A 20,044-nucleotide genomic window follows, 5' to 3' on the forward strand; every position below is an offset into this window, starting at 1 on the left:
CGGCTTTCCACTGACCGGAAAGCCGCCGCCTCGCTATATTGTCACCGTCACCGGGGAGGGGAGTGCAGGCTAGGGTCGGGGTGCGAGCGCCTCCAGCACCTGCTGCTGGACCGCCGCCGTATTACTTGCCACCAGGGACACCGGGCGCACACCGGTGACTGAAACGCCCGCGTGCTCGGGCAGATCACCCTCCAGAGTGGAGGCGACGCCGCCAGCCTCACGAATCAGCGGCAGTAGCGCCGCCACCTCGTAGAAAGACAGGGAGGCGTCCACGACGGTGTCCACGGCACCCTCAGCGAGCATACACGCCGCCCAGAACGAACCGTACGCGCGGGAACGACCCACACAACCCAGAAGCTGTACAAGCTCGCCAGAGCGGTCCACAGCGCCTTCAGAGGCCGCCTTCCAGGAGGAGAGATCGGTGTACGCGGCAGACAGCTGATCCAGCTGAGTCAGCGAAGACACCTCAAGACGAGTCGCCTGCGCCAAGGACTTACCCGTGTACGCGCCCGAACCGCGAGCAGCCCACCAGCGGCGACCCAGCGCGGGTGCAGACACCACACCCACCACCGGCTCACCCTGATCCAGCAAAGCAATCAGAGTCGCCCACACCGGCACGCCGCGGCGAAAATTATCCAGCTCAGCAATCGGTGCAATCACCCACTGGCGCGCCGCCTGACCGTTATAGCCGGCATGCGCACCGGCAATACCGTCACGAGTACGCACACGCGACAGCTGCGCGCGTAGAAGCTCCTCAATCTCCTGAGCCACACCCGAGGCGTAATCGGCAGGCTCCTGCACCGGTACCTGCGGTTCTACGGGCTGCTGAGTAGCCTGCTGCCATGGCGCCAACGGCGCCGCGGCGGGTGCCGCCTCCGCGGGCTCTACCACCTCGGATGCGGGGGAGAAGACCGGGCGGTCACGAAAACGCATAGCGCTCACACGATCGACGCTATCGGCAAGAATATGCGCAAGACGCAAATCGTCGGTGTACTGCTGGGGACGGCTCATAGTAATGCTCTTCTTCAGTATCGGTGATGTAGTCAGCAAAAATGTGTGTGCGGGAGAGGACAGAGAACCCTAGACAAGCGCGCCCAGTTCCTTCTCCGAATCGCCCTCTTCAGGAGTCAACAGCAGCAGCTTACGCAAGGACTCCAGGCGGGCGGGACCGCTCTCACCGGCACGACCGGCAGCAACGTACGCCTCCAGACCGCACTCGGGAGCCTGCGCCGCGTGCGTACACGCCTTCGGACAATCCGCCGCACCCGGCGCCAGGTCCACGAACGCCTCCACGACGGTCTCCGGCGGCACATGCGCCAGACCGAAAGAACGAATACCCGGAGTATCAATAATCCAGGTGCCCGGCTCCATCGGGTCGCCATTCGCATTCACCGGACGCAACGCCAACGCCGACGAGGAAGTGTGACGGCCACGGCCCGTCACCGCGTTCACATGACCGGTCGCACGCTCGGAGCCGGTCAGCGCATTCACCAGGGTCGACTTACCCACACCCGAATGACCCAGAAGCACCGACACCTGACCCAGCAGCTCCTGCAGAAGCTCCTGAACCGGTGCCGACTCCAAACCGGCAGCGCCCTCCTGGCTCGGCGCCAAACCATCCGAAGACGAGGACAGCACAATCTTCAAACCGCTCGCCGCATAGTAATCCAGCAGGTTCTGCGGGTACCGCACATCGGTCTTCGTAATGCACAGGATCGGCTCAATCCCGGCGTCAAATGCCGCCACCACGGCACGGTCAATGAAACCGGTGCGCGGCTCCGGGTTTGCCGCAGCAACCACAATCACCAGCTGCTGAGCATTCGCCACGACCACGCGCTCCGACGGGTCGGTGTCATCGGCGCTACGGCGCAGAATCGAGGTGCGCTCGCCCAGACGCACAATGCGCGCCAGGGTATCCTTCGCGCCGGAGGTGTCACCCACCAGGTCCACAAAGTCGCCGGTTACAATCGCGGTGCGGCGTAGCTCCTTAGCGCGCGCCGCAATGAGGGTACGCTCCTTCTCGGTACCCTCATCCACGACGACCGACCAGCGGCCGCGGTCCACCGTAATGACCCTGCCACGAATCGCTTCTTTGAAGGTCGGGCGGTCCTTCGTGCGGGGGCGGGAGCCCTTCTTGTTGGGGCGCACGCGCACATCCGACTCATCCCATTCGGAGAAATCGCGCACGTTCATGCGGGAAGAACCCATTTAGAAGACCTCCTGGTCAGCGGTAGCATCAGCGGTGGAGGCGCCGGTCTGCCATTGCGCCAGCATGTCCTCCCACATTGCGGTAAATTCGGGCATGGTCTTAGCTACGGTGGCTACGTTCTGCACCACCACATTGGGGCGGCGCAGACCAATAATCGCCGCGAAGGTCGCCATACGGTGATCGTCGTAGGTGCGCGCCAGAACCTGCGCAACCTCCGCGGCAGCGGGGATGGGCGCCTCAATCACCAGCGAATCGGCGGTGTCGTGGGCGGCACCTCCCAGGCGGTTAATCTCAGCGGCGAGCGCTGCGAGGCGGTCCGTCTCATGACCGCGCAGATGCGCAATGCCGGTCAGCTCAACGCGGCCCTTCACGAAAGCACAAGCAGCCGCCATAGTCGGCGCCAACTCGCCACCGGCAGACAGATCAAAGGAGAAGTCACCCTCGGGAAGCTGCGCGGGACCGGTCACGGTCAGACGGCCCTCAGCGTAGCGAACCTGCGCACCCAGCGCGGGCAGAAGCTCACGCCACATATCGCCCACCTGGGTCGTACCCGCCGAAGAATCAGCCGCGGGTGCCGGCCAGTGAGGAATAGTCACCGACTCGCCGGTAACCACGGCGGCGGCAAGGAACGGACCGGCATTCGAAAGGTCCGGCTCAATGGTCATCTCAAAGCCGGGGAAAGAACCGGGGTGAACCGTCCAACGGTACTCGCCGCCCTCTGCTTCGTTGTCTTGGCTCGGGTAGTGCTCCTGCACCCGAATACCCATCTGGCGCAGTGCCTCCACGGTCATCTGAATGTGCGGGATGGACGGTACCGAAGAACCCTCGTGCACCAGCACCATACCCTGCGGTAGGCGAGGCGCCATCAGCAACAGAGCCGAAACGAACTGGGACGACGTCGAAGCATCAATACGAACCACGGGCGCCTCAGAAACACCCTCTGCGCTCGCCAGGCCGGGGGAGCGCAGCACGAAGGGCAGAGCGTTCTCGCCCTGCTCACAATCCACCTGCACACCCAGCTGACGCAGACCCTCCAGAACCGGACCCATCGGACGCTGACGAGCGTGCGGGTCACCGTCAAAAGCGAACTCACCCGGCAGCAGCGCCGCCAGGGCGGGCACAAAACGCATCACGGTACCGGCAAGACCGCACTCAATCGACACGGTGCGTGACTGAGCGGAATCGGACTGAGCCTGTGCGGAATGTGCCTCCACAAAGCTCAGGGGAGTGACCTTAACATCCGGACCGAACGGCGAATCGGTCGGCACCAACTCAATACCCGCCCCCAGCTGGCGCAGCGCCTCAATCATCAGCGCCGAATCGCGCGAATGTAGCGGCGCACGCAAATACGAGGGGGAATCAGCCAGAGCAGCAAGCAGCAGATAACGGTTCGTGAGCGACTTAGAACCCGGAATATGCACCAGCGCGTTCTTGCCAGCGGCTTCGCTGGAGGCGGGTGCCAGGGGAGCGGGCCAATCACCGGGGGAAAGCTGCACTGCTGCGTCGCTCATATGTCCTCTTCTGGGTCGAATCACGGGGAGGCGCAGGCTGTGGTGCGCTGCGCCGGTTGACGTCTACCCCTATTCTACCGGTTGAGGGTTTGCGAGCCGCTGAGGGCTCCAGCGCTGAGATAGGCGGCGCGAACTAGGCAACACGAACCAGACGGCGCGAACTAAAACAACACGCGTAAAGGCGGTGCACTGTTATTGGTGCACCGCCTTCACTCATCATCAGATGTCTATACCCCCAGCGGGGCAACAGCTTGAGGCAGCTTAGAGGTTAGCCTCGGCGCAGAACTTCTGCACATCCTGCAGCAGACGCGCCTTCAGCTGCTCGGGCGCCTGCTGAGCGCACGAAGAACGCATCTTCTCACGAATCATCAGCTCAAAGTCCTTCACATCCGCGCAGTCGGGGCAGGCATCCAGATGCGCCTGAACCGTGCGCAGCTGCTCGGGGCTCAGCTCCCTATCGAGGAATTCGTAGAGGTGCTTGAGAGACGACGAGCAGGGCTGGCCGCCGCAATCCTCCAGCGGCTCAGAAGCCGCAGGGGCATCGGCGGCTTCGGGGGCTTCGGGGACAGAAGAATTCTTGTCTGTGGTTGACATCGGGGTTCCTTTCACACGGAAGGTATAAAGCGTTAGGGGAGTCTAGCCCCAACCTCATGGGGGGGGGCTAGCTCACGTGTAGAAGAGCGAAGCTAAGAATCCGCAGGCGCCTCGGAACGAGAGCTCGCCGGCGGGGACTTTACGCCCTTGGCTTTGGTAGCCTTAGCTGGCTGGGCCTTAGCACCTGCCTTCGCTGCAGCTTTTGCCTCAGCCTTCGCTTCTACCTCTGCGATAGTCGAAGGGCGCAGACCGTTCTCACGCGCATAATCGAGCAGCTTCTCACGCAGAATCCGGCGGCCACGATGCAGACGAGACATCACCGTGCCCATGGGGATATCCAGAATCTCCGCAATATCCTTGTACGCGAAACCCTCCACATCGGAGTAGTACACCACCATGCGGAAATCCTCAGACAGCTCATTCAGAGCCTCACGAACCTCCGTATTCGGCAGGGCACTCAGCGCCTCCGCCTCAGCAGAACGCAGACCCACCGCATCATGCTCACCCGCCTGAGCCAGCTGCCAATCCTCCACCGTCTCACCCTGAGACTGCTGCGGCTCACGCTGACGCTTACGGTACAAATTGATGTACGTATTCGTCAGGATGCGGTACAGCCACGCCTTCAGGTTCGTACCCTCGGTGAACTGATGGTACGAAGCAAAAGCCTTCATGTAGGTTTCCTGCACCAAGTCTTCAGCATCGGCAGAGTTGCGGCTCATCCGCAGGGCGGCAGCGTAGAGCTGATCCACATACTGCATAGCGTCCGCGGTAAAGCGTTCGCGTAGCTCGCGGGTATCCGCTGCGGTGTTGGTTTCAGCCATGTTTCTCCTCTACAGGAACGCGCCGGGCGTTCACTTCCATAACGTAGAATTCTTCTCTTTATTCCGCAGAATGCGCACAAACATCTGCGGGTAAAGCAAAACCCCGGGTCCGAATAATATCCGAAACGCCGGGGTTTTAAAGTGTATGCAAGATACCTTATGCGTTGGGGCGCTTACCGTGGTTTGCGCCGCCCTTACGACGGTCCTTGCGCTTACGACCGCGCTTGCTCATCAGAGCCTCCTTATAGTGTTCATGGATGCACGCCCCACCTTCGCGGTGCGCGCTCCCTATTACCTGCCCTAGCAGAGGCGGTCACCGAAAACCGGTGGCCCACGCTATAAGGGCAACGCCGTCTATTTTTTCATAGAAACGGCATGATTGCATCTTGGAACCGGGATATGAGCTAAAAAACACGAACTTTCTTCGCATCAGCTCACAACCCCAGCCGGGGGAGCGGGCTCTTAGCCGTGCTCAGGAATGTTCAGCCAGTTGTACCAGCCGCGGTGCAGAACCAGCCACGCCATCAGACCGTAACCGGACTGACCGGGGCGGCCGTCATTAGCGGCAAGATCGTTGCGCCACTGCTCGTGGTGAAGCAGCGGGTTGAACGTATCCACGTACACGTGGTTACGGCGGGTCACCACATCCGCGTATGCCGCCGACAGGTCAGCGATACGGCGGTTACGCTCAGCGTCCAGGGTCGGCGGCGGACCAACAACCAGAACCTTAATATTGTTCTGCGACGCCATGTCCACAATGTTCGCCAGGTTCAAACGCGAACGAGCGCTGGTCAGACCCAAATCAATGTCAAAGGTCGACGGAGCAATAATGAGGCGGTTATCAGCACCGGGAACGAAGCGGCGGCGCGCCTCCTCGAACCAGCGTGCATTCAGCTGCTCGCTACCTTCATTGGGGGCGGCAAGGTTATATGCCGCAATGGATGCGGTGGTCTGCGGGGTGCGCGCCATAACACGGCCAAACCAGCCGAGGGTACGGGGATCGCCAACACCGGCGAGCAGGTCATCGCCGACTGCCACAATTCGAATATTGCGTTGCTCCACGGAATTCTTTCTTCTGCAGTATGCGCCCGCCGTGAGAGGCGGCAAGGCACGTGAGTAATAGTCTTTATATCTAGGATAAGCGCTTACCGGCCTCTTTTCGAACTTAATACCCTATCCGGTAAGCATCCGAGACTAAAAAACCCGTCTGCCCGCCAGAAACATCTGACGGGAAGACGGGTTTTGAAGAGCTAAATCATGAGCCGATCAGCTGTAGAAGACCTTAGCCTTCGAAGACCTGCTTGAGCAGAGCCTCAGCCTCAGCTGCGTGCAGCTTACCGGTACCGGCAGCCGGGGAAGCAGCTGCGGAGCGGGAAGCCAGGCGCATACGGCGGTCAATCAGCGGCTGCAGGTTGAGAGCCATGAACGGCCACTGACCCTGGTTAGCCGGCTCGTCCTGAGCCCACACAATGTCGGTAGCGTTCGAGTACAGAGCCAGCTGCTCCTTGATCTCCTGCTCGGGCAGCGGGTACAGCTGCTCCACCGAGACAATAGCGGTCTTGGTGTCGCCGCGGCGCTCGCGCTCAGCTTCCAGATCGTAGTAGAGACGACCGGATACGAAGACCACACGCTCAACCTGAGCCGGGTTAATACCCGAACGGTCACCAATCACCGGCTGGAACGAACCCTCGGTGAAGTCCTCAATGGAGGACGCAGCAGCCTTCAGACGCAGCAACTGCTTGGGGCTGATCACCACGAGCGGCTTGTACGGACGGTGCTGAGAGTGGCGACGCAGCAGGTGGAAGTGCGAAGCCGGAGTCGAGGGGCAAGCAACAGTCATGTTGTTCTCAGCGCACAGCTGCAGGTAACGCTCAACACGAGCCGAGGAGTGGTCAGGACCCTGACCCTCGTAGCCGTGAGGAAGCAGCATAACCAGCGAGGAGCGCTGGCCCCACTTCTGCTCGGAGGAAGACACGAACTCATCAATGATGGTCTGAGCGCCGTTTGCGAAGTCACCGAACTGAGCCTCCCACACCACGAGCGAGTCGGGGCGCTCCACCGAGTAGCCGTACTCGAAGCCGAGAACGCCGTACTCAGAGAGGAAGGAGTTGTAGATACGGAACTTGCCCTGGTCCTCAGAGAGGTGCTCCAGCGGCGACCACTCTTCATCAGTGATGTGGTCGTGCAGAACAGCGTGACGCTGAACGAAGGTACCGCGCTGAACATCCTGACCGCTCATACGAACGTCGGTGCCCTCCATCAGCAGCGAACCGAAGGCGAGCAGTTCACCCATACCCCAGTTCACGTTGCCGGTGCGGCCCATCTCAACGCGCTGCTCCATGAGCTTCTTCAGCTTCTTGTGGACGGTGAAGCCCTCGGGAGCCTTACCGAACGCGTCAGCGATGTGCTGCAGAGTCTCACGGGAGATTGCAGTCTTACCGCCGTGAACGACCTCGGTGTTCTGCTGAGCAGCAGGCAGTTCCAGACCGGAAACGTGCGCGCCAGCAGGAGCCGGTGCCGAAGACTGAGTCTCGACGAAGATAGCGTCCAGCTTCGAGTGGTAGGAGTCCAGAACTTCGTCTGCCTCTTCCTGAGAGACATCGCCGCGACCGACCAGGTCCTGTGCGTACAGGGTGCGGGTCGAGGGCAGGACGTCAATATCCTGGTACATCTTCGGCTGGGTCATCGACGGATCGTCAGCCTCGTTGTGACCGCGGCGGCGGTAGCAAATCAGGTCAATGACAACGTCGCGACCGAAGCGCTCACGGTACTCGAATGCCAGGCGTGCGGCGCGAACCACTGCATCCGGGTCATCAGCGTTGACGTGGAAGACCGGAGCCTTGGTCATACGCGCAATGTCGGAGGCGTGGGTTGCGGTGCGGCCGTCGTTCGGCAGGGTGGTGAAGCCAATCTGGTTGTTCACCACAACGTGCACGGTGCCGCCGGTGGTGTACGCCTTCAGGTCAGCCATCTGCAGGGTCTCCATGACGATACCCTGGCCAGCGAACGCTGCGTCACCGTGAATCAGGATCGGCAGGACCGGGTGACCCTCAATGCCCTGCTCACGGTAGACATCCTGCTTAGCGCGGACGATACCCTCGAGCACGGTGTTTGCGGCCTCAAGGTGCGAGGGGTTAGCAGCCACGTACACCTGGGTCTGCTTACCGGAATCGGAGGTGAAGACACCCTCGGTACCGAGGTGGTACTTCACGTCACCGGAGCCACCCTCGTAGGGTGCTGCGGTGCCGGAGAATTCACGGAAAATCTGAGCGTAGGACTTACCAGCAATGTTGGTCAGCACGTTCAGGCGACCGCGGTGTGCCATACCAATGGCAACGCCCTTCAGGTCGTTGTTAGCGGCCTTGTCCAGAACAGCGTCCAGCAGCGGAATCAGGGACTCGCCGCCCTCCAGGGAGAAGCGCTTCTGACCCAGGTACTTGGTCTGCAGGAAGTTCTCGAATGCCTCAGCCTCAACCAGCTTGGAGAGAACACGCAGCTGCTCCTCGCGGGTGGGCTTAGCAACGCCGCGCTCCAGGCGCTCCTGGAACCATGCGCGAACCTCGGGGTCCTCAGAGTACATGTACTCAACGGACAGGGAGCCGGAGTATGCCTCGTGCAGGCGCTCCAGGATGGTGCGCAGCGGCAGACGCTCGGAACCGCCGAAGCCACCGGTCGGGTAGACGCGGTCCAGATCCCACAGGGTCAGGCCGTAGTTCTCCAGCTTCAGGTCCGGGTGCGAACGCATCTTGTAGCCAACGGGGTTGGTTGCTGCGGTCAGGTGACCGTGCACGCGGTACGCGTGAATCAGCTGCTGAATACGTGCAACCTTGGAAATCTCGTGAGCGTCATCGACGTGGTTGTCGCGTGCCCAACGGACCGGCTCGAAGGGAACCTTCAAATCGCGGAAGATAGCGTCGTAGAAGTCGTCGCCGCCAAGCAGGTAGTGCTCAACCAGCTTCAGGAACTCACCGGAACCTGCGCCCTGAATGACGCGGTGGTCGTAGGTGCTGGTCAGGGTGATGATCTTGGACAGGCCCTGCTGGGTGATGAGCTTCTCGGACAGGCCGCGGAACTCAGCCGGGTACTCCAGAGCACCCACACCGATGATCGCTGCCTGGCCCTTGGAGAGGCGGGGCACCGAGTGGACGGTACCGATACCACCGGGGTTGGTCAGCGAAACAGTGGTGCCGCGGAAGTCCTCAATGGTCAGCGCGCCGTTACGGCCACGCTTAACGATGTCGTTGTACGCATCCCAGAACTCACGGAAGCTCAGCTGCTCAGCACCCTTAAGGTTCGGAACGACCAGGTTGCGGGAGCCGTCGGGGCGGGGCAGGTCAATAGCCAGACCAAAGTTTACGTGTGCGTTGTGGATTGCAACGGGCTTGCCCTTCTCGTCCACACCGTAGGTCACGTTCATCGAGGGCATCGCTGCCACTGCGCGAATCACAGCGTAACCAATGATGTGGGTGAAGGAAACCTTGCCGCCGCGGGTGCTTGCCAGGTACTTGTTGATGGCAGCACGGTTCTCAATGAGCAGCTTTGCGGGGACCGCACGAACGGTGGTTGCGGTGGGGACAGTCAGCGACTCTTCCATGGTCGTGACAACTGCCTTAGCAGGGCCGCGGAGGGGGACAATCTTGTCTTCAACAGGTTCCACAGGTTCAGCCTTCTTGGTAGCAGCGGGAGGGGTGGGGTTAGCAGGCGCAGCCGCAGGCTTCGGTGCCGCGGGGGCGGGAGTTGCTACAGGTGCGGCAGGTGCAGCCGGTGCGGCGGGTGCCGCAACAGGAGCTGCACTAGCGGTACCGGCGCCTCCCAGCGCCTTGTCGATGGTCTCAAAAATGGGCCACCATGAAGGGTCCACGAGGTTCTTGTCCTTCTGGTAACGCTCGTACTGTTCTTCAACGAACCATTCGTTACCGGCAAATTCCTCAGGCACCAGATGTTCTGGCAGATTTGGCACGTTAAACGCCTCTTCCAATTAGTGTGAATTTATCCGTCGCGTCCGGGACTCTCCCCGGCATAGACGACCCGCGTCTTCGAGGGGCGAATCATCACGCTGAGCATGTGCGCATCGCCTAAGATGGTGGCCGTATGTGCGGGGTGTGCACCGTACAAACCTGCCTAGCGTGCCGTGAACGTCGGGGTTCATCCGCTTGCATGGCGGCACACTCATGCTCCTATGTATAAGTGTAAAGAGAAGCACGGTGAACTTTCCAGCTCATCGCGCTATATCCGCAATGCAATTTTTCACTCTTGCTGATTCGCAATGAGCCGCGTGTGCAACAAGTGCTGTCTTGTGCTTGTGAGCAGGCACTCTACAGCACTGGGAAGAGACGAAACCTTCGCTAAAATATGGGGTATGGATGACCCTTTGAGTAAGACTCTGACTACTAGCCAGCGCAGAATACTGCCCGAATACTCGGCGCTCCGTACCGTGATGTTCCGTGCAGCCACCCGTGAAAACACCCCGCTTTCGAGTGCCCAGCATCTGGACATCTCCCGCGCGGTGGTGCTTCACCAGAACCGAGTCGCCGCACACCAGTCGATGGAGGCGGTGGCTGAGTGGATCTAATCCTTCTGCTCATCGGCCTACTCCTCATCCTGGGAACGGGCTTCTTCGTCGCCGTAGAGTTCTCCCTCGTAGCACTTGAAACCGCGACCGTGCAGCAGGCAAAGGACTCCGGCGATAAAGCAGCCGACGCCGTCCTGCGCTGCCTCAAGACGCTCTCTACTCAGCTCTCCAGCTGCCAGATCGGCATCACCATCACCACGCTGCTGACCGGTTACACCCTCGACGCCGCCATCAAGGCGCTCACCACCGGCGCCATCAGCAGCCTGGGTCTGCCCACCAGCGTGACCGACGTACTCACCCTGGTGCTGGCGATGCTCATCGCAACCCTGCTCTCCATGGTCGTCGGCGAACTGCTGCCCAAGGGCCTCGCTATCGCCGAACCCTACGATGTGGCGCGTCGAGTCGCCCCCGCGCAGCTGGCATTCACCCGCGTCATGTCCCCGCTCGTGCGCATCATGAACGGATCCGCCAACTGGATTCTCGGACGCTTCGGCATGGAAGCCAAAGAAGAACTCTCCGCCGCCCGCACCCCCGAAGAGCTCTCCTCCATGGTGCGCCGCTCCGCAGAAGAAGGCACCCTCGACTCCGACGCGGCACGCTTCGTGGACCGCACCCTGCGCTTCTCCGAGCTGACCGCCTCCGAAGTAATGACCCCGCGCGGCCAGGTCGCCATGCTCGAAGACACCGCCCCCGTTGCCGAAGTCATCAAGCTGGCACGCTCCACCGGCCACTCCCGATTCCCCCTCTACAAGGGCGACCACGACAACATCGTGGGCGTCGTACACGTGAAGAAGGCGGTCGGCGTGCCCCCGGAGGTGCGCGAAACCCTCGAGGCCGGCGCCCTAGCAGAAGACGTGCTGCAGGTCCCCGAAACCCTGCACCTGGACGCGCTGCTCACCCAGCTACGCCAGGGCGCCCTGCAGCTCGCCGTGGTCCTCGACGAATACGGCGGAACCGCCGGCATCGCAACCCTCGAAGACCTCGTCGAAGAAATCGTCGGCGAAGTCTCCGACGAACACGACCGCGGCCGCACCGAACGCCCCCTACGCTACGGCAACGGCGACTGGGTGTTCTCCGGCCTGCGCCGCCCCGACGAAATCAACACCCTCATCCCCGGGCTCGAGGTTGAGGAAAGCTCCGAATACGAAACCGTCGGCGGCTTCATGATGGAACGGCTCGGCCGCATCCCCGAAGTAGGCGACAGCGTACCCGTACCCGGCGGCACCCTGCGCGTCGACACCCTCGAAGGCCGCCGCGTGGACCGCATCCGATTCACCCCCGCACCTAGCGCACAGGAACAGACCGAGAAGGGAGGCAACGCATGAACGACTGGGTAGCCATCGCATTGCTCGTCATTCTGCTCGCCGGAAACGCCTTCTTCGTCGCCGGTGAATTTGCCATCATGTCCACTCGACGAGCACAAATCGAACCGCTCGCCGAAGAAGGCAATAAGCGAGCGCAGACCGTCATCTACGCGCTAGAAAACGTCTCGCTCATGCTCGCCACCTGCCAGCTGGGCATCACCATCTGCTCCCTGCTGATTCTGAACGTCTCAGAACCGGCGCTGCACCACATGCTGGAGGTGCCCCTGCACCTGGTCGGCCTGCCCCACGCAATCGTGGACGTAATCGCCTTCGGCATCACTCTGATCCTGGTCACCTACCTGCACGTGATCTTCGGCGAGATGGTTCCCAAGAACGCCGCCGTGACCCTCGCCGCCCGCGGTGTGGCTCTCTGGATTGTGCCGACCCTGGTGACCTTCTCCAAGATTTTCGCCCCCGTGGTCGCCCTGCTGAACAACCTGTCCAACAAGCTGCTGGCGCTCATGAAGGTCGACGCGAAGGACGAAGTCGCCTCCACCTTCACCCTGGGCGAGCTGCAGACCATCGTGGCAACCTCAACCGCGGAAGGCACCGTGGAAGACGATGCCGGCGTGATTGAAAGTGCCCTCGAATTCACTGAGAAGGACGTCTACGAAATCATGGTGCCCGGCGATAGGCTCGTCACCCTGCCCTTCGGCAGCACCCCCGCCGAACTGGAACGCGCCGTGGCACGCAGCGGCTACTCCCGCTTCGTCATTACCGACAGCGACGGAACCTACATGGGCTACCTGCACGTGAAGGATGCCCTCGCCATCGCCCCCGAGCGGTTCGACGAGCCCTTCCCCTGGTACAAGCTACGTTCCCTGGACACGCTCACCCCGACCACCGATATTGACGATGCGCTCGCCTCCATGCAGCGCAGCCGAACCCATATCGCGCAGGTTATGGATGAGCAGGGCGTAACCCTCGGCGTGGTCTTCCTTGAAGACGTGCTGGAGGAGCTCGTCGGCGAAATCAACGACACCACCCAGGACGCGGTGCGTGAGCGTGTACGCCGACAGCAATCGCGTGAAGCCCAGTAACCGCATCGTGAGATACCCCGAGTAAAACAGGGGAATCTTGAACACACAGCCCGCCCGGTGCCCTCGTCAAAGAGGGCGAGGGGCGGGCTGTTTTGCGGTTAAAAACGTCTTATGGATGCCCCCAAGGGGCACTCTCAGACGGAGGGATGAAGCGGCAGTATAAAGTAGCGGTGGGGGAGCGCAGTAGGCTGAGCTAACTATCCCTGTTGCATAAGCTACTGACAGGGAAAAGGGTTGCCTAACAGCACCCAAATGACAACAATAAAGAGTTGTTTATACGGGTGTGCGCATGATGTAGTTAAGGAACCTACAGACTAGAACGAACCGAAAGAGAGCCCTCATGTCGCACCCGAAGATCACCCGCAAGCACTTCCTCACCGCAATGGGCTCACTCGCCGCGTCCTCCCTGCTACTGGCAGGCTGCGCAACCGAGAACAGCACCTCCTCCGGTTCGTCCTCCTCGGCTGGCTCCAACAATGGCAAGGTGAAGGTCGTCGCCTCCACCGACGTCTACGCAGACATCGCCAAGCAGGTCGGCGGCGACTACATTGAGGTCACCGCACTCATCGCCTCCACCAGCACCGACCCCCACTCCTACGAAGCCACCAGCGCCGACCGCCTCAAGGCAAAGGACGCTTCCCTGATCGTCATCAACGGCGCAGGCTACGACCTGTTCCTCGAAGACCTCGCCGGCAAGGACAACGCCTCCCAGAAGATCGTGAACGCGGTCAAGGTCAGCGGCAAGCTCACCGACGCCGAATACACCCACCTGGTCGAGGACCACCGCGGCGGCGAACACCACGAAGACGGCGGCGACCACGCCCACGCACACGAGTTCAACGAGCACCTCTGGTACGACTTCGAAACCATGAAGAAGGTCGCCCAGAAGATCGCTGAAGAGCTCGCAGGCCTCGACTCCGCACACGCTGAGACGTTCCGCACCAACGCATCCACCTTCTCCAAGGAACTGGACGCACTGGACACCACCGCCAAGGCAATCGCCGGTGAAGGTAAGAAGTACCTGTCCACCGAGCCCGTGCCGGACTACCTGATTTCCTCCACCGGCGCAGAGAACGCAACCCCCAGCGAATTCGCTGAGGCGGCAGAAGCCGGCAACGACGTCCCCGCACTCGTCCTGAAGGAAACCAAGGACATGGTCACCGAGAAGAAGGTCCAGCTACTCGCCTACAACGAGCAGACCTCCACCTCCCAGACCAACGAGGTGCTGCAGGCAGCTAAGGACGCCTCGGTGAACTACGTATCCTTCACCGAAACCCTGCCGGAAAACACCAACTACCTGGCATGGATGAAGACCAACGTCAGCAACCTCGAAAAGGCGCTCTCCTAAGTGACTGACAACAATAACGGTGCCGCCCCCGCGATTTCCATTCGCGGGGGTAGCCTCGCTTTCGGGGCCCGCACCCTCTGGAAAGATCTAACCCTCGACATTGGCGCAGGCGAATACTTCGCTGTGCTCGGACCCAACGGCTCCGGCAAGTCCACCTTCCTCAAAGTCGTTCTCGGCCTGACCGGACTCAACGCCGGAGACATCTCTGTGCTCGGCAAACCCGCACGTCTGGGCAACGCCGGCGTCGGCTACGTACCGCAGCAGAAGTCCATCCCCACCTCCACCCCGATGCGCGCCCGCGACCTCGTGGGACTTGGCGTGGACGGGCACCGCTGGGGCATCCGCCTGCACGGCCGCAAATACCGCGCCAAGGTTGACGAACTCCTCGAAGCCGTCGGCGCGACCGAATACGCAAATGTGCCGGTGGGGCTGCTCTCCGGCGGTGAGCAGCAGCGCCTGCGTATCGCCCAGGCGCTCGCGAACGACCCGAAGATTCTGCTGGCTGACGAGGCGCTACTCTCCCTGGACCTCAACCACCAGTACGCGGTGGCTGAGCTGATTCACCGGTTCAACCGTGAACGCGGCGTGGCGGTGGTGTTCGTGACCCATGAAATCAACCCCATCATTGAGCATGTGGATCGTGTGCTCTACCTGGCAAACGGTCGTTTCACTGTCGGCTCGGTGGAAGAGGTCATGACCAGTGAGACTCTCACCTCCCTGTACGGAACCCCGGTGAGCGTGCTCAAGTCTAATGGCCGTTACGTGGTGGTGGGTGAGACTCACGCCAGCGACCACTGCCATATTGAGGGCACCGACCAGAACATTCACGGTTCCCACCTGAAGTCTGGTCTCTCCGAACCGCAGCGCACTCTACACCTTCCGGGAGGAACCACACGATGACCATTCTTGCTTCCCTCCCCGCTCTGGCACCGGTTGCCGCCGCGCAGAATGATTTGCTCTCCCGTATCTTCGTTTTTGACCGCTACGGCGAGCTGCTGCAGATGCTGCAGAACTCCATTTTTGCTGGCGCTGTTCTGGGCCTTATCGGTGGTTTCGTCGGTATTTTTGTGATGATGCGCGACCATGCCTTTGCGGTGCACGGCGTCTCTGAAATGTCTTTCGCGGGTGCCGCCCTTGCCCTGTTGCTCGGCTATGACGTGGTGACCGGCTCCATGGTCGGTTCGATTGCCTCGGCTCTGCTGATTGCCTTTCTGGGCTCTAAGGCGAGCAATTCGAACTCGGTCATTGGTGCGCTCATGCCGTTCGGCTTGGGCTTGGGTATTCTCTTCCTCTCCCTGTACCAGGGCCGTAGCGCGAATAAGTTTGGTCTGCTGACCGGTCAGATCGTGTCCGTGGATGCCGACCAGCTGCACACCATGATTATTGGTGCGGTGGTTATTATTTCCCTGCTGGTGATGGTGTGGCGTCCGCTGAGCTTTGCTTCCCTGGACCCGGAGGTCGCGCGCGCTAAGGGCGTGCCGATGCGCTTCCTGTCCCTGGTGTTCATGGTGATTCTGGGTATTGCTGTGGCGCTGTCGGTGCAGGTGGTCGGTTCGCTGCTGGTGCTGGCGCTGCTGATTACTCCGGCGGCTGCGGCGATGCAGGTAACGGCATCTCCGGTACGCACCCTGATTCTGTCGGTGCTGTTTGCGGAGGCGTCTATTGTGGGCGGTATTCTGCTGGCTCTTGCCGGTTCGCTGCCGATTAGCCCCTACGTGACCAGTATTTCCTTCCTGATTTACGTGGTGTGCCGTGTGATTGGTGGCGTGAAGCGTCGCCATAGCGCCTCGGGCCGCCAGCTGGCTGAGAAGGCATAGAACATATAGCAAGAGCCCCGCCTCGGGAATGAGGTGGGGCTCTTGCGTTGTCGTGCATAGGTGCCGCTGTGAAGGGGGATGTCCTGCTGTGAAGGGGGATATCCCCGTGCGGCGTGGGCTTAGTCTGCGTGGCGTTGTGTTGCCTTGTCCAGATTGCTCTGTCCAGATGCCCTGTGTGTCGTGCTGTAGCGGCGTCAAAGATCTTGAAGGCGCCGTTTCCTTCGTTGAGAAGGTTTTCCCTCGATGGGGGATAGCTCCTCAGATGAGGGGCTTAGAGGTTGCGGCTTGGCCTGCAACGTTAGCGTGCAGTGCCGCCCTGCGCTTCTTCCTCGCGACGTGCTAAAGTGCAGTCCGGGCAGTAGCCGGTCACTTCTACCACGTGCTCCAGCTCCGAGAAGCCGTGCTGCTTGCCCATCGCCAGTGCCCAGTCCTCGAGGGCGGGTGCTTCCAGCTCAATGGCGGTGCCGCATCGGCGGCAGAGCAGGTGGTGGTGGTGATCTTTCACCCGGCAGTGGCGGTACAGGGTCTCACCCTCAACGCCCTTGACCGAGTCGAGCTCACCGGCGTTAGCCAGCGACTGCAGCACGCGGTAGGTGGTTGCGAGAGAGACCTGTTCCTTGCGGTTCGCGAGGGTCAGGTGCAGATCCTGTGCTGAGATGAAATCGCCGAGCTCTTCCATGGTCGCCTTGATGATGCGACGCTGGCGGGTATTTCGGGCTTCGGCGGGCTTCGTAATTCTCCGTACGGGAATATGAGTGTCCATTGCTGAACCTTTCGGGGCGGAAATCCGTCCCATTGTGTGGTCGATCTTGTCTTACGACTTTACACTAGAGGCGTTCAAAAGGTGGTTGATTTGCGCTTTATCTCAAAAATTGAAGTCATCAACAGGCACGAATGAGGGTTAACGGTAGACTAAAACTATGAAAATGACGAAGTACACCCACTCATGTATCCGCCTTGAGAATGAGGGGCGCACCCTCGTTCTTGACCCCGGCAACTTTGCCGCAGAAGGCGAACACGCCACCGCGCTGGAAGGCGCCGATTACCTGTTCGTGACCCACGCGCATCCGGATCATTTTGATGGTCCGTCGGTGCTACCGCTGATTGCTGAGCGTGCCGAGTCGCAGACCCCGTTGAAGATTTGGGCTCCCGAGGCTGTTGCCCAGGTCATCAAGGAGGCTGTGCCCGATGCCGAGGTTACCGTTGTTTCCTCTGATTCTGAGTTCAGCATCCCCGGTTTTGAGGTGAAGACTTACGGCGGTCAGCATGCCCTGATTCACCCGCTGATTCAGACCATCGCCAATGTTGGTTACCTGATTAACGGTGCCGTGTACCACCCGGGTGACTCGCTGGTGGTTCCGCACCGCGTGCGTGCGAATACCGTTCTGGTGCCGATTCACGCGCCCTGGTCGAAGGTTCAGGAAGTCATTGATTTTGTGATTGCGACCGGCGCTCAGCGTGTGGTTCCGATTCACAACGGTATGATCAACCAGAACGGCACCGGCATTATTGAGGGCCTGGTGACGAACTTCGGCGCGAAGTACGGCACTGAGCTGAAGCACCTGAACCCCGGTGAGAGCATTGAGGTTGAGGCGTAAGCCTGACCGTTGAGCTTCAAACGCGCCGATGACGGCGCATGAAGGAGAGTATTGTGAGCACGATTTTTACCAAGATTATTGACGGCGAGCTTCCCGGCCGCTTCGTCTGGAAGGACGAGCACTGCGTGGCGTTCATGGACATCATGCCCCAGTCGGAAGGTCACCTGCTGGTGGTTCCCCGCGCGGAGATTGACCGTTGGCCCGACCTGCCGGCTGAGCTGGCTGCGCACCTGTTCGCTGTGGTGCACAAGATTTCGGGTGCTCTGGATCAGGCGTTTGATAAGGAGCGTGTGGCTTTGGTGATTGCTGGCTTCGACGTGCCGCACACCCACATCCATCTGTTCCCGGTTGATAGCATGGCTGATTACGATCCCGCCAACGCGAAGAAGGATGCTACCGCCGAAGAGCTGGATGCGGCGGCTGAGAAGGTGCGTGTTGCCCTGCGCGAGCGCGGCCACGGCGAGTTCGTGCCCGAGGCGTAAGCGCCCTTTACAGCGCGTATAAACACGACAGCGCGTATAAACACGAAGGAGCCGCCCTCTACACAACAGTAGAGGGCGGCTCCTTCGTTAATATAGCCCGTTGCTATATCCCGGTATGGGAGAAGCTTAGTGCTTCTCAGCCTTGGAGATCTGGTCGGCTAGGTCCTCGGGGGAGAGGTTAGCGGAGGAGAACTCGGGGGTCAGCGGCAGGTGCAGCTGCAGACCGGTACCGGGGCAGATCTCGACCTTTGCCGAGCGCAGCTTGAAGTCGACCACGTGGCCGCCCTGAACGCGCTCATCGTCGATAAAGTGGGCGTGGCAGCCGGGCACCGAGATGCCCTGCTCGTAGATCGGGGTGCGGAAGCCAACAATCGTGCCGGTCACGTTATCGAACTGGACAATGTCCTCGTTCTCAGTGGCCGCAACCATCTTCGGGTAGGGCTTCTCCTGCTTGATGACGGTGCGGGTGCGGACCCACTCGAACTCGCCGTAAATTTTGATGGCGTACATGTAGTTCTTGGAGACGGTGAAGTCATCCAGAATCTGCGAGGCAGACTTACGGAGTAGGTTATGCGGTAGTTCGCGCTTAATCATGGGCACGAAGTTGGTGACCACGGCGTAGGGGGTCTGCTGGCGCAGGTCGGGCAGGGACACGGAGCCGTCGTGGCGTACCTGGTAGCAGACGCCGTCGAGGACGACCATTTCGCCGTCGAGGCCGTTGAAGGTGCCCACACCGAAGTTGCCGTGGCTCAGGAGCTCACCGATGGTCATCTCGCCATCGTAGATGCCGTCCAGCAGCTGGGACATGAGGCCGGTCTGAAAAACTTCGTTACGGAAAACAGTTTCACCGTTTAGGATGGTCGGCTGATATGCCATGAAATTTCTCCTCGTTACAGTGGATGCGGCGTCAGACGGGTCGGTCGGTCATCAGCGATACTCGCCCTAGCTGATGCTGAAAGCGTGAGGGGCGGTGGGGAGAACACGGCGTTCGGTGTCGTTTCTCGCGGAATTCGTAGGTGCCGCCGGCCGGGCGCACGTACTTTCATTCTACGCCTGCGTAGGAAAGATCCCGGGACTAGCGGGTATGCCGTCTTATGATGTGACCCTCCGACTAGGAAGAGCTCGCCACATGAGGCTCTCACCTACCGGAGGCGGCTAGAGCTCCAGAACCATCTCTACGTGCTCGATACCGACCTCAAGGTACGGCTCACCCACCTGCACGAACCCTGCTGCACCGTAGTAGCTGTCCTTCAGATAAGACTGGGCACTAATAACCAGTTGGCGAGCATCCGTATTCTCGCGAACCCAATCAATCGCCTCATGCAGTAGGGCACGCCCCAGGCCGGTGCCCCGCGCCTCCTCGCGGACTGCTACTCTGCCGATAGTCCAAGCGCCTTCGATAGGGCGGTGGTAACCGTCATCGACCGTCATAAGGTCGAAGAGGCGTAGGTATGCTAGGACCCGACCTGCCTCATTCGCGTGGAAGAAATGAACGCAGTCGAAATCTGCCTCGTCAGGCTCCTGCGCAATGATTTGCTGACCCACCGTGAAAACAAGGGAACGGGTGATGTGTATCTGCTGAAGCTCGCGGAGAGTCAGCTCATCGAAACGCTTAGCCTGAAAATGAGGGGGAGTAGAAAACAAAAGAGGCCCTTCCGTTTGTCATCGGTCGGGAATGAGCGTACCCC

The 20,044-nt window shown here is 60.7% G+C and carries 19 protein-coding genes; 8 read left to right on the plus strand and 11 right to left on the minus strand.

What is annotated here, in order from left to right; all coding sequences use genetic code 11:
* Window positions 1-69 precede the first annotated feature (69 nt).
* The 8 genes from HMPREF2894_RS04300 to HMPREF2894_RS04330 all read right to left on the minus strand — a co-directional run bounded on the left by HMPREF2894_RS04300 (window position 70) and on the right by HMPREF2894_RS04330 (window position 10,095).
* On the minus strand, window positions 70-1,011 hold the full coding sequence (locus HMPREF2894_RS04300) for an inositol monophosphatase family protein (RefSeq protein WP_070677954.1): 942 nt from the start codon (window positions 1,009-1,011) through the stop codon (window positions 70-72).
* A gap of 69 nt (window positions 1,012-1,080) precedes the next feature.
* Window positions 1,081-2,208, minus strand: a complete 1,128-nt coding sequence (gene rsgA / locus HMPREF2894_RS04305) for a ribosome small subunit-dependent GTPase A (protein WP_049342178.1) — start codon at window positions 2,206-2,208, stop codon at window positions 1,081-1,083.
* The gene (gene aroA, locus HMPREF2894_RS04310) at window positions 2,209-3,720 is read right to left on the minus strand and encodes a 3-phosphoshikimate 1-carboxyvinyltransferase (RefSeq protein WP_049347239.1); all 1,512 of its coding nucleotides are present in this window, start codon (window positions 3,718-3,720) and stop codon (window positions 2,209-2,211) included.
* A gap of 261 nt (window positions 3,721-3,981) precedes the next feature.
* Window positions 3,982-4,314 carry a mycothiol system anti-sigma-R factor gene (gene rsrA, locus HMPREF2894_RS04315; RefSeq protein ID WP_070677956.1) on the minus strand — a complete coding sequence of 111 codons (333 nt, stop codon included), beginning with the start codon at window positions 4,312-4,314 and terminating at the stop codon, window positions 3,982-3,984.
* Between the two features lie 92 nt (window positions 4,315-4,406).
* Window positions 4,407-5,135, minus strand: a complete 729-nt coding sequence (locus tag HMPREF2894_RS04320; protein ID WP_070677958.1) for a sigma-70 family RNA polymerase sigma factor — start codon at window positions 5,133-5,135, stop codon at window positions 4,407-4,409.
* 157 nt (window positions 5,136-5,292) lie between these two features.
* On the minus strand, window positions 5,293-5,367 hold the full coding sequence (locus tag HMPREF2894_RS09335) for a 50S ribosomal protein bL37 (protein ID WP_095343185.1): 75 nt from the start codon (window positions 5,365-5,367) through the stop codon (window positions 5,293-5,295).
* Window positions 5,368-5,597: 230 nt separating this feature from the next.
* The gene (locus HMPREF2894_RS04325; RefSeq protein ID WP_005505446.1) at window positions 5,598-6,197 is read right to left on the minus strand and encodes a GDSL-type esterase/lipase family protein; all 600 of its coding nucleotides are present in this window, start codon (window positions 6,195-6,197) and stop codon (window positions 5,598-5,600) included.
* Between the two features lie 220 nt (window positions 6,198-6,417).
* Entirely contained in the window at window positions 6,418-10,095 is a 3,678-nt protein-coding gene (locus tag HMPREF2894_RS04330; protein ID WP_070677960.1) for a multifunctional oxoglutarate decarboxylase/oxoglutarate dehydrogenase thiamine pyrophosphate-binding subunit/dihydrolipoyllysine-residue succinyltransferase subunit, read from the minus strand.
* A 411-nt stretch (window positions 10,096-10,506) separates the two neighbouring features.
* Between HMPREF2894_RS04330 and HMPREF2894_RS04335 the strand changes: the two genes are divergently transcribed.
* The 6 genes from HMPREF2894_RS04335 to HMPREF2894_RS04360 all read left to right on the plus strand — a co-directional run bounded on the left by HMPREF2894_RS04335 (window position 10,507) and on the right by HMPREF2894_RS04360 (window position 16,276).
* A complete protein-coding gene (locus tag HMPREF2894_RS04335; protein WP_141744700.1) occupies window positions 10,507-10,707 on the plus strand; it encodes a hypothetical protein in 201 nt (66 codons plus the stop codon).
* Complete coding sequence (locus HMPREF2894_RS04340) at window positions 10,698-12,032, plus strand: hemolysin family protein (RefSeq protein ID WP_070677962.1); 1,335 nt, start codon at window positions 10,698-10,700, stop codon at window positions 12,030-12,032. Before HMPREF2894_RS04335 ends, HMPREF2894_RS04340 begins: the two co-directional genes overlap by 10 nt.
* On the plus strand, window positions 12,029-13,111 hold the full coding sequence (locus HMPREF2894_RS04345; protein WP_070677964.1) for a hemolysin family protein: 1,083 nt from the start codon (window positions 12,029-12,031) through the stop codon (window positions 13,109-13,111). Before HMPREF2894_RS04340 ends, HMPREF2894_RS04345 begins: the two co-directional genes overlap by 4 nt.
* 340 nt (window positions 13,112-13,451) lie before the next feature.
* Window positions 13,452-14,459 carry a metal ABC transporter solute-binding protein, Zn/Mn family gene (locus HMPREF2894_RS04350; protein WP_005505451.1) on the plus strand — a complete coding sequence of 336 codons (1,008 nt, stop codon included), beginning with the start codon at window positions 13,452-13,454 and terminating at the stop codon, window positions 14,457-14,459.
* A complete protein-coding gene (locus HMPREF2894_RS04355) occupies window positions 14,460-15,359 on the plus strand; it encodes a metal ABC transporter ATP-binding protein (RefSeq protein ID WP_005505452.1) in 900 nt (299 codons plus the stop codon).
* A complete protein-coding gene (locus tag HMPREF2894_RS04360) occupies window positions 15,356-16,276 on the plus strand; it encodes a metal ABC transporter permease (RefSeq protein ID WP_005505453.1) in 921 nt (306 codons plus the stop codon). The genes HMPREF2894_RS04355 and HMPREF2894_RS04360 overlap by 4 nt, the downstream gene beginning before the upstream one ends.
* A 298-nt stretch (window positions 16,277-16,574) precedes the next feature.
* Here HMPREF2894_RS04360 and HMPREF2894_RS04365 read toward each other — a convergent pair whose 3' ends face one another.
* Window positions 16,575-17,039: a Fur family transcriptional regulator gene (locus HMPREF2894_RS04365; RefSeq protein WP_070634502.1), complete on the minus strand. Its 465-nt coding sequence runs from the start codon at window positions 17,037-17,039 to the stop codon at window positions 16,575-16,577.
* Window positions 17,040-17,196: 157 nt separating this feature from the next.
* On the opposite strand from HMPREF2894_RS04365, the gene HMPREF2894_RS04370 reads away from it, so the two are divergent.
* Window positions 17,197-17,874 carry an MBL fold metallo-hydrolase gene (locus HMPREF2894_RS04370; RefSeq protein WP_070677966.1) on the plus strand — a complete coding sequence of 226 codons (678 nt, stop codon included), beginning with the start codon at window positions 17,197-17,199 and terminating at the stop codon, window positions 17,872-17,874.
* Between the two features lie 53 nt (window positions 17,875-17,927).
* Window positions 17,928-18,356 carry an HIT family protein gene (locus HMPREF2894_RS04375; protein WP_070677968.1) on the plus strand — a complete coding sequence of 143 codons (429 nt, stop codon included), beginning with the start codon at window positions 17,928-17,930 and terminating at the stop codon, window positions 18,354-18,356.
* 126 nt (window positions 18,357-18,482) lie between these two features.
* Here HMPREF2894_RS04375 and budA read toward each other — a convergent pair whose 3' ends face one another.
* Together budA and HMPREF2894_RS04385 are read right to left on the minus strand one after the other, a co-directional pair.
* Entirely contained in the window at window positions 18,483-19,232 is a 750-nt protein-coding gene (gene budA, locus HMPREF2894_RS04380) for an acetolactate decarboxylase (RefSeq protein ID WP_049327712.1), read from the minus strand.
* Between the two features lie 279 nt (window positions 19,233-19,511).
* Window positions 19,512-20,000, minus strand: a complete 489-nt coding sequence (locus HMPREF2894_RS04385; protein WP_070677970.1) for a GNAT family N-acetyltransferase — start codon at window positions 19,998-20,000, stop codon at window positions 19,512-19,514.
* Window positions 20,001-20,044: the final 44 nt, after the last annotated feature.

It is taken from the genome of Rothia sp. HMSC066G02, assembly GCF_001813145.1.
In the GTDB taxonomy this organism is placed as follows: Bacteria; Actinomycetota; Actinomycetes; order Actinomycetales; family Micrococcaceae; genus Rothia.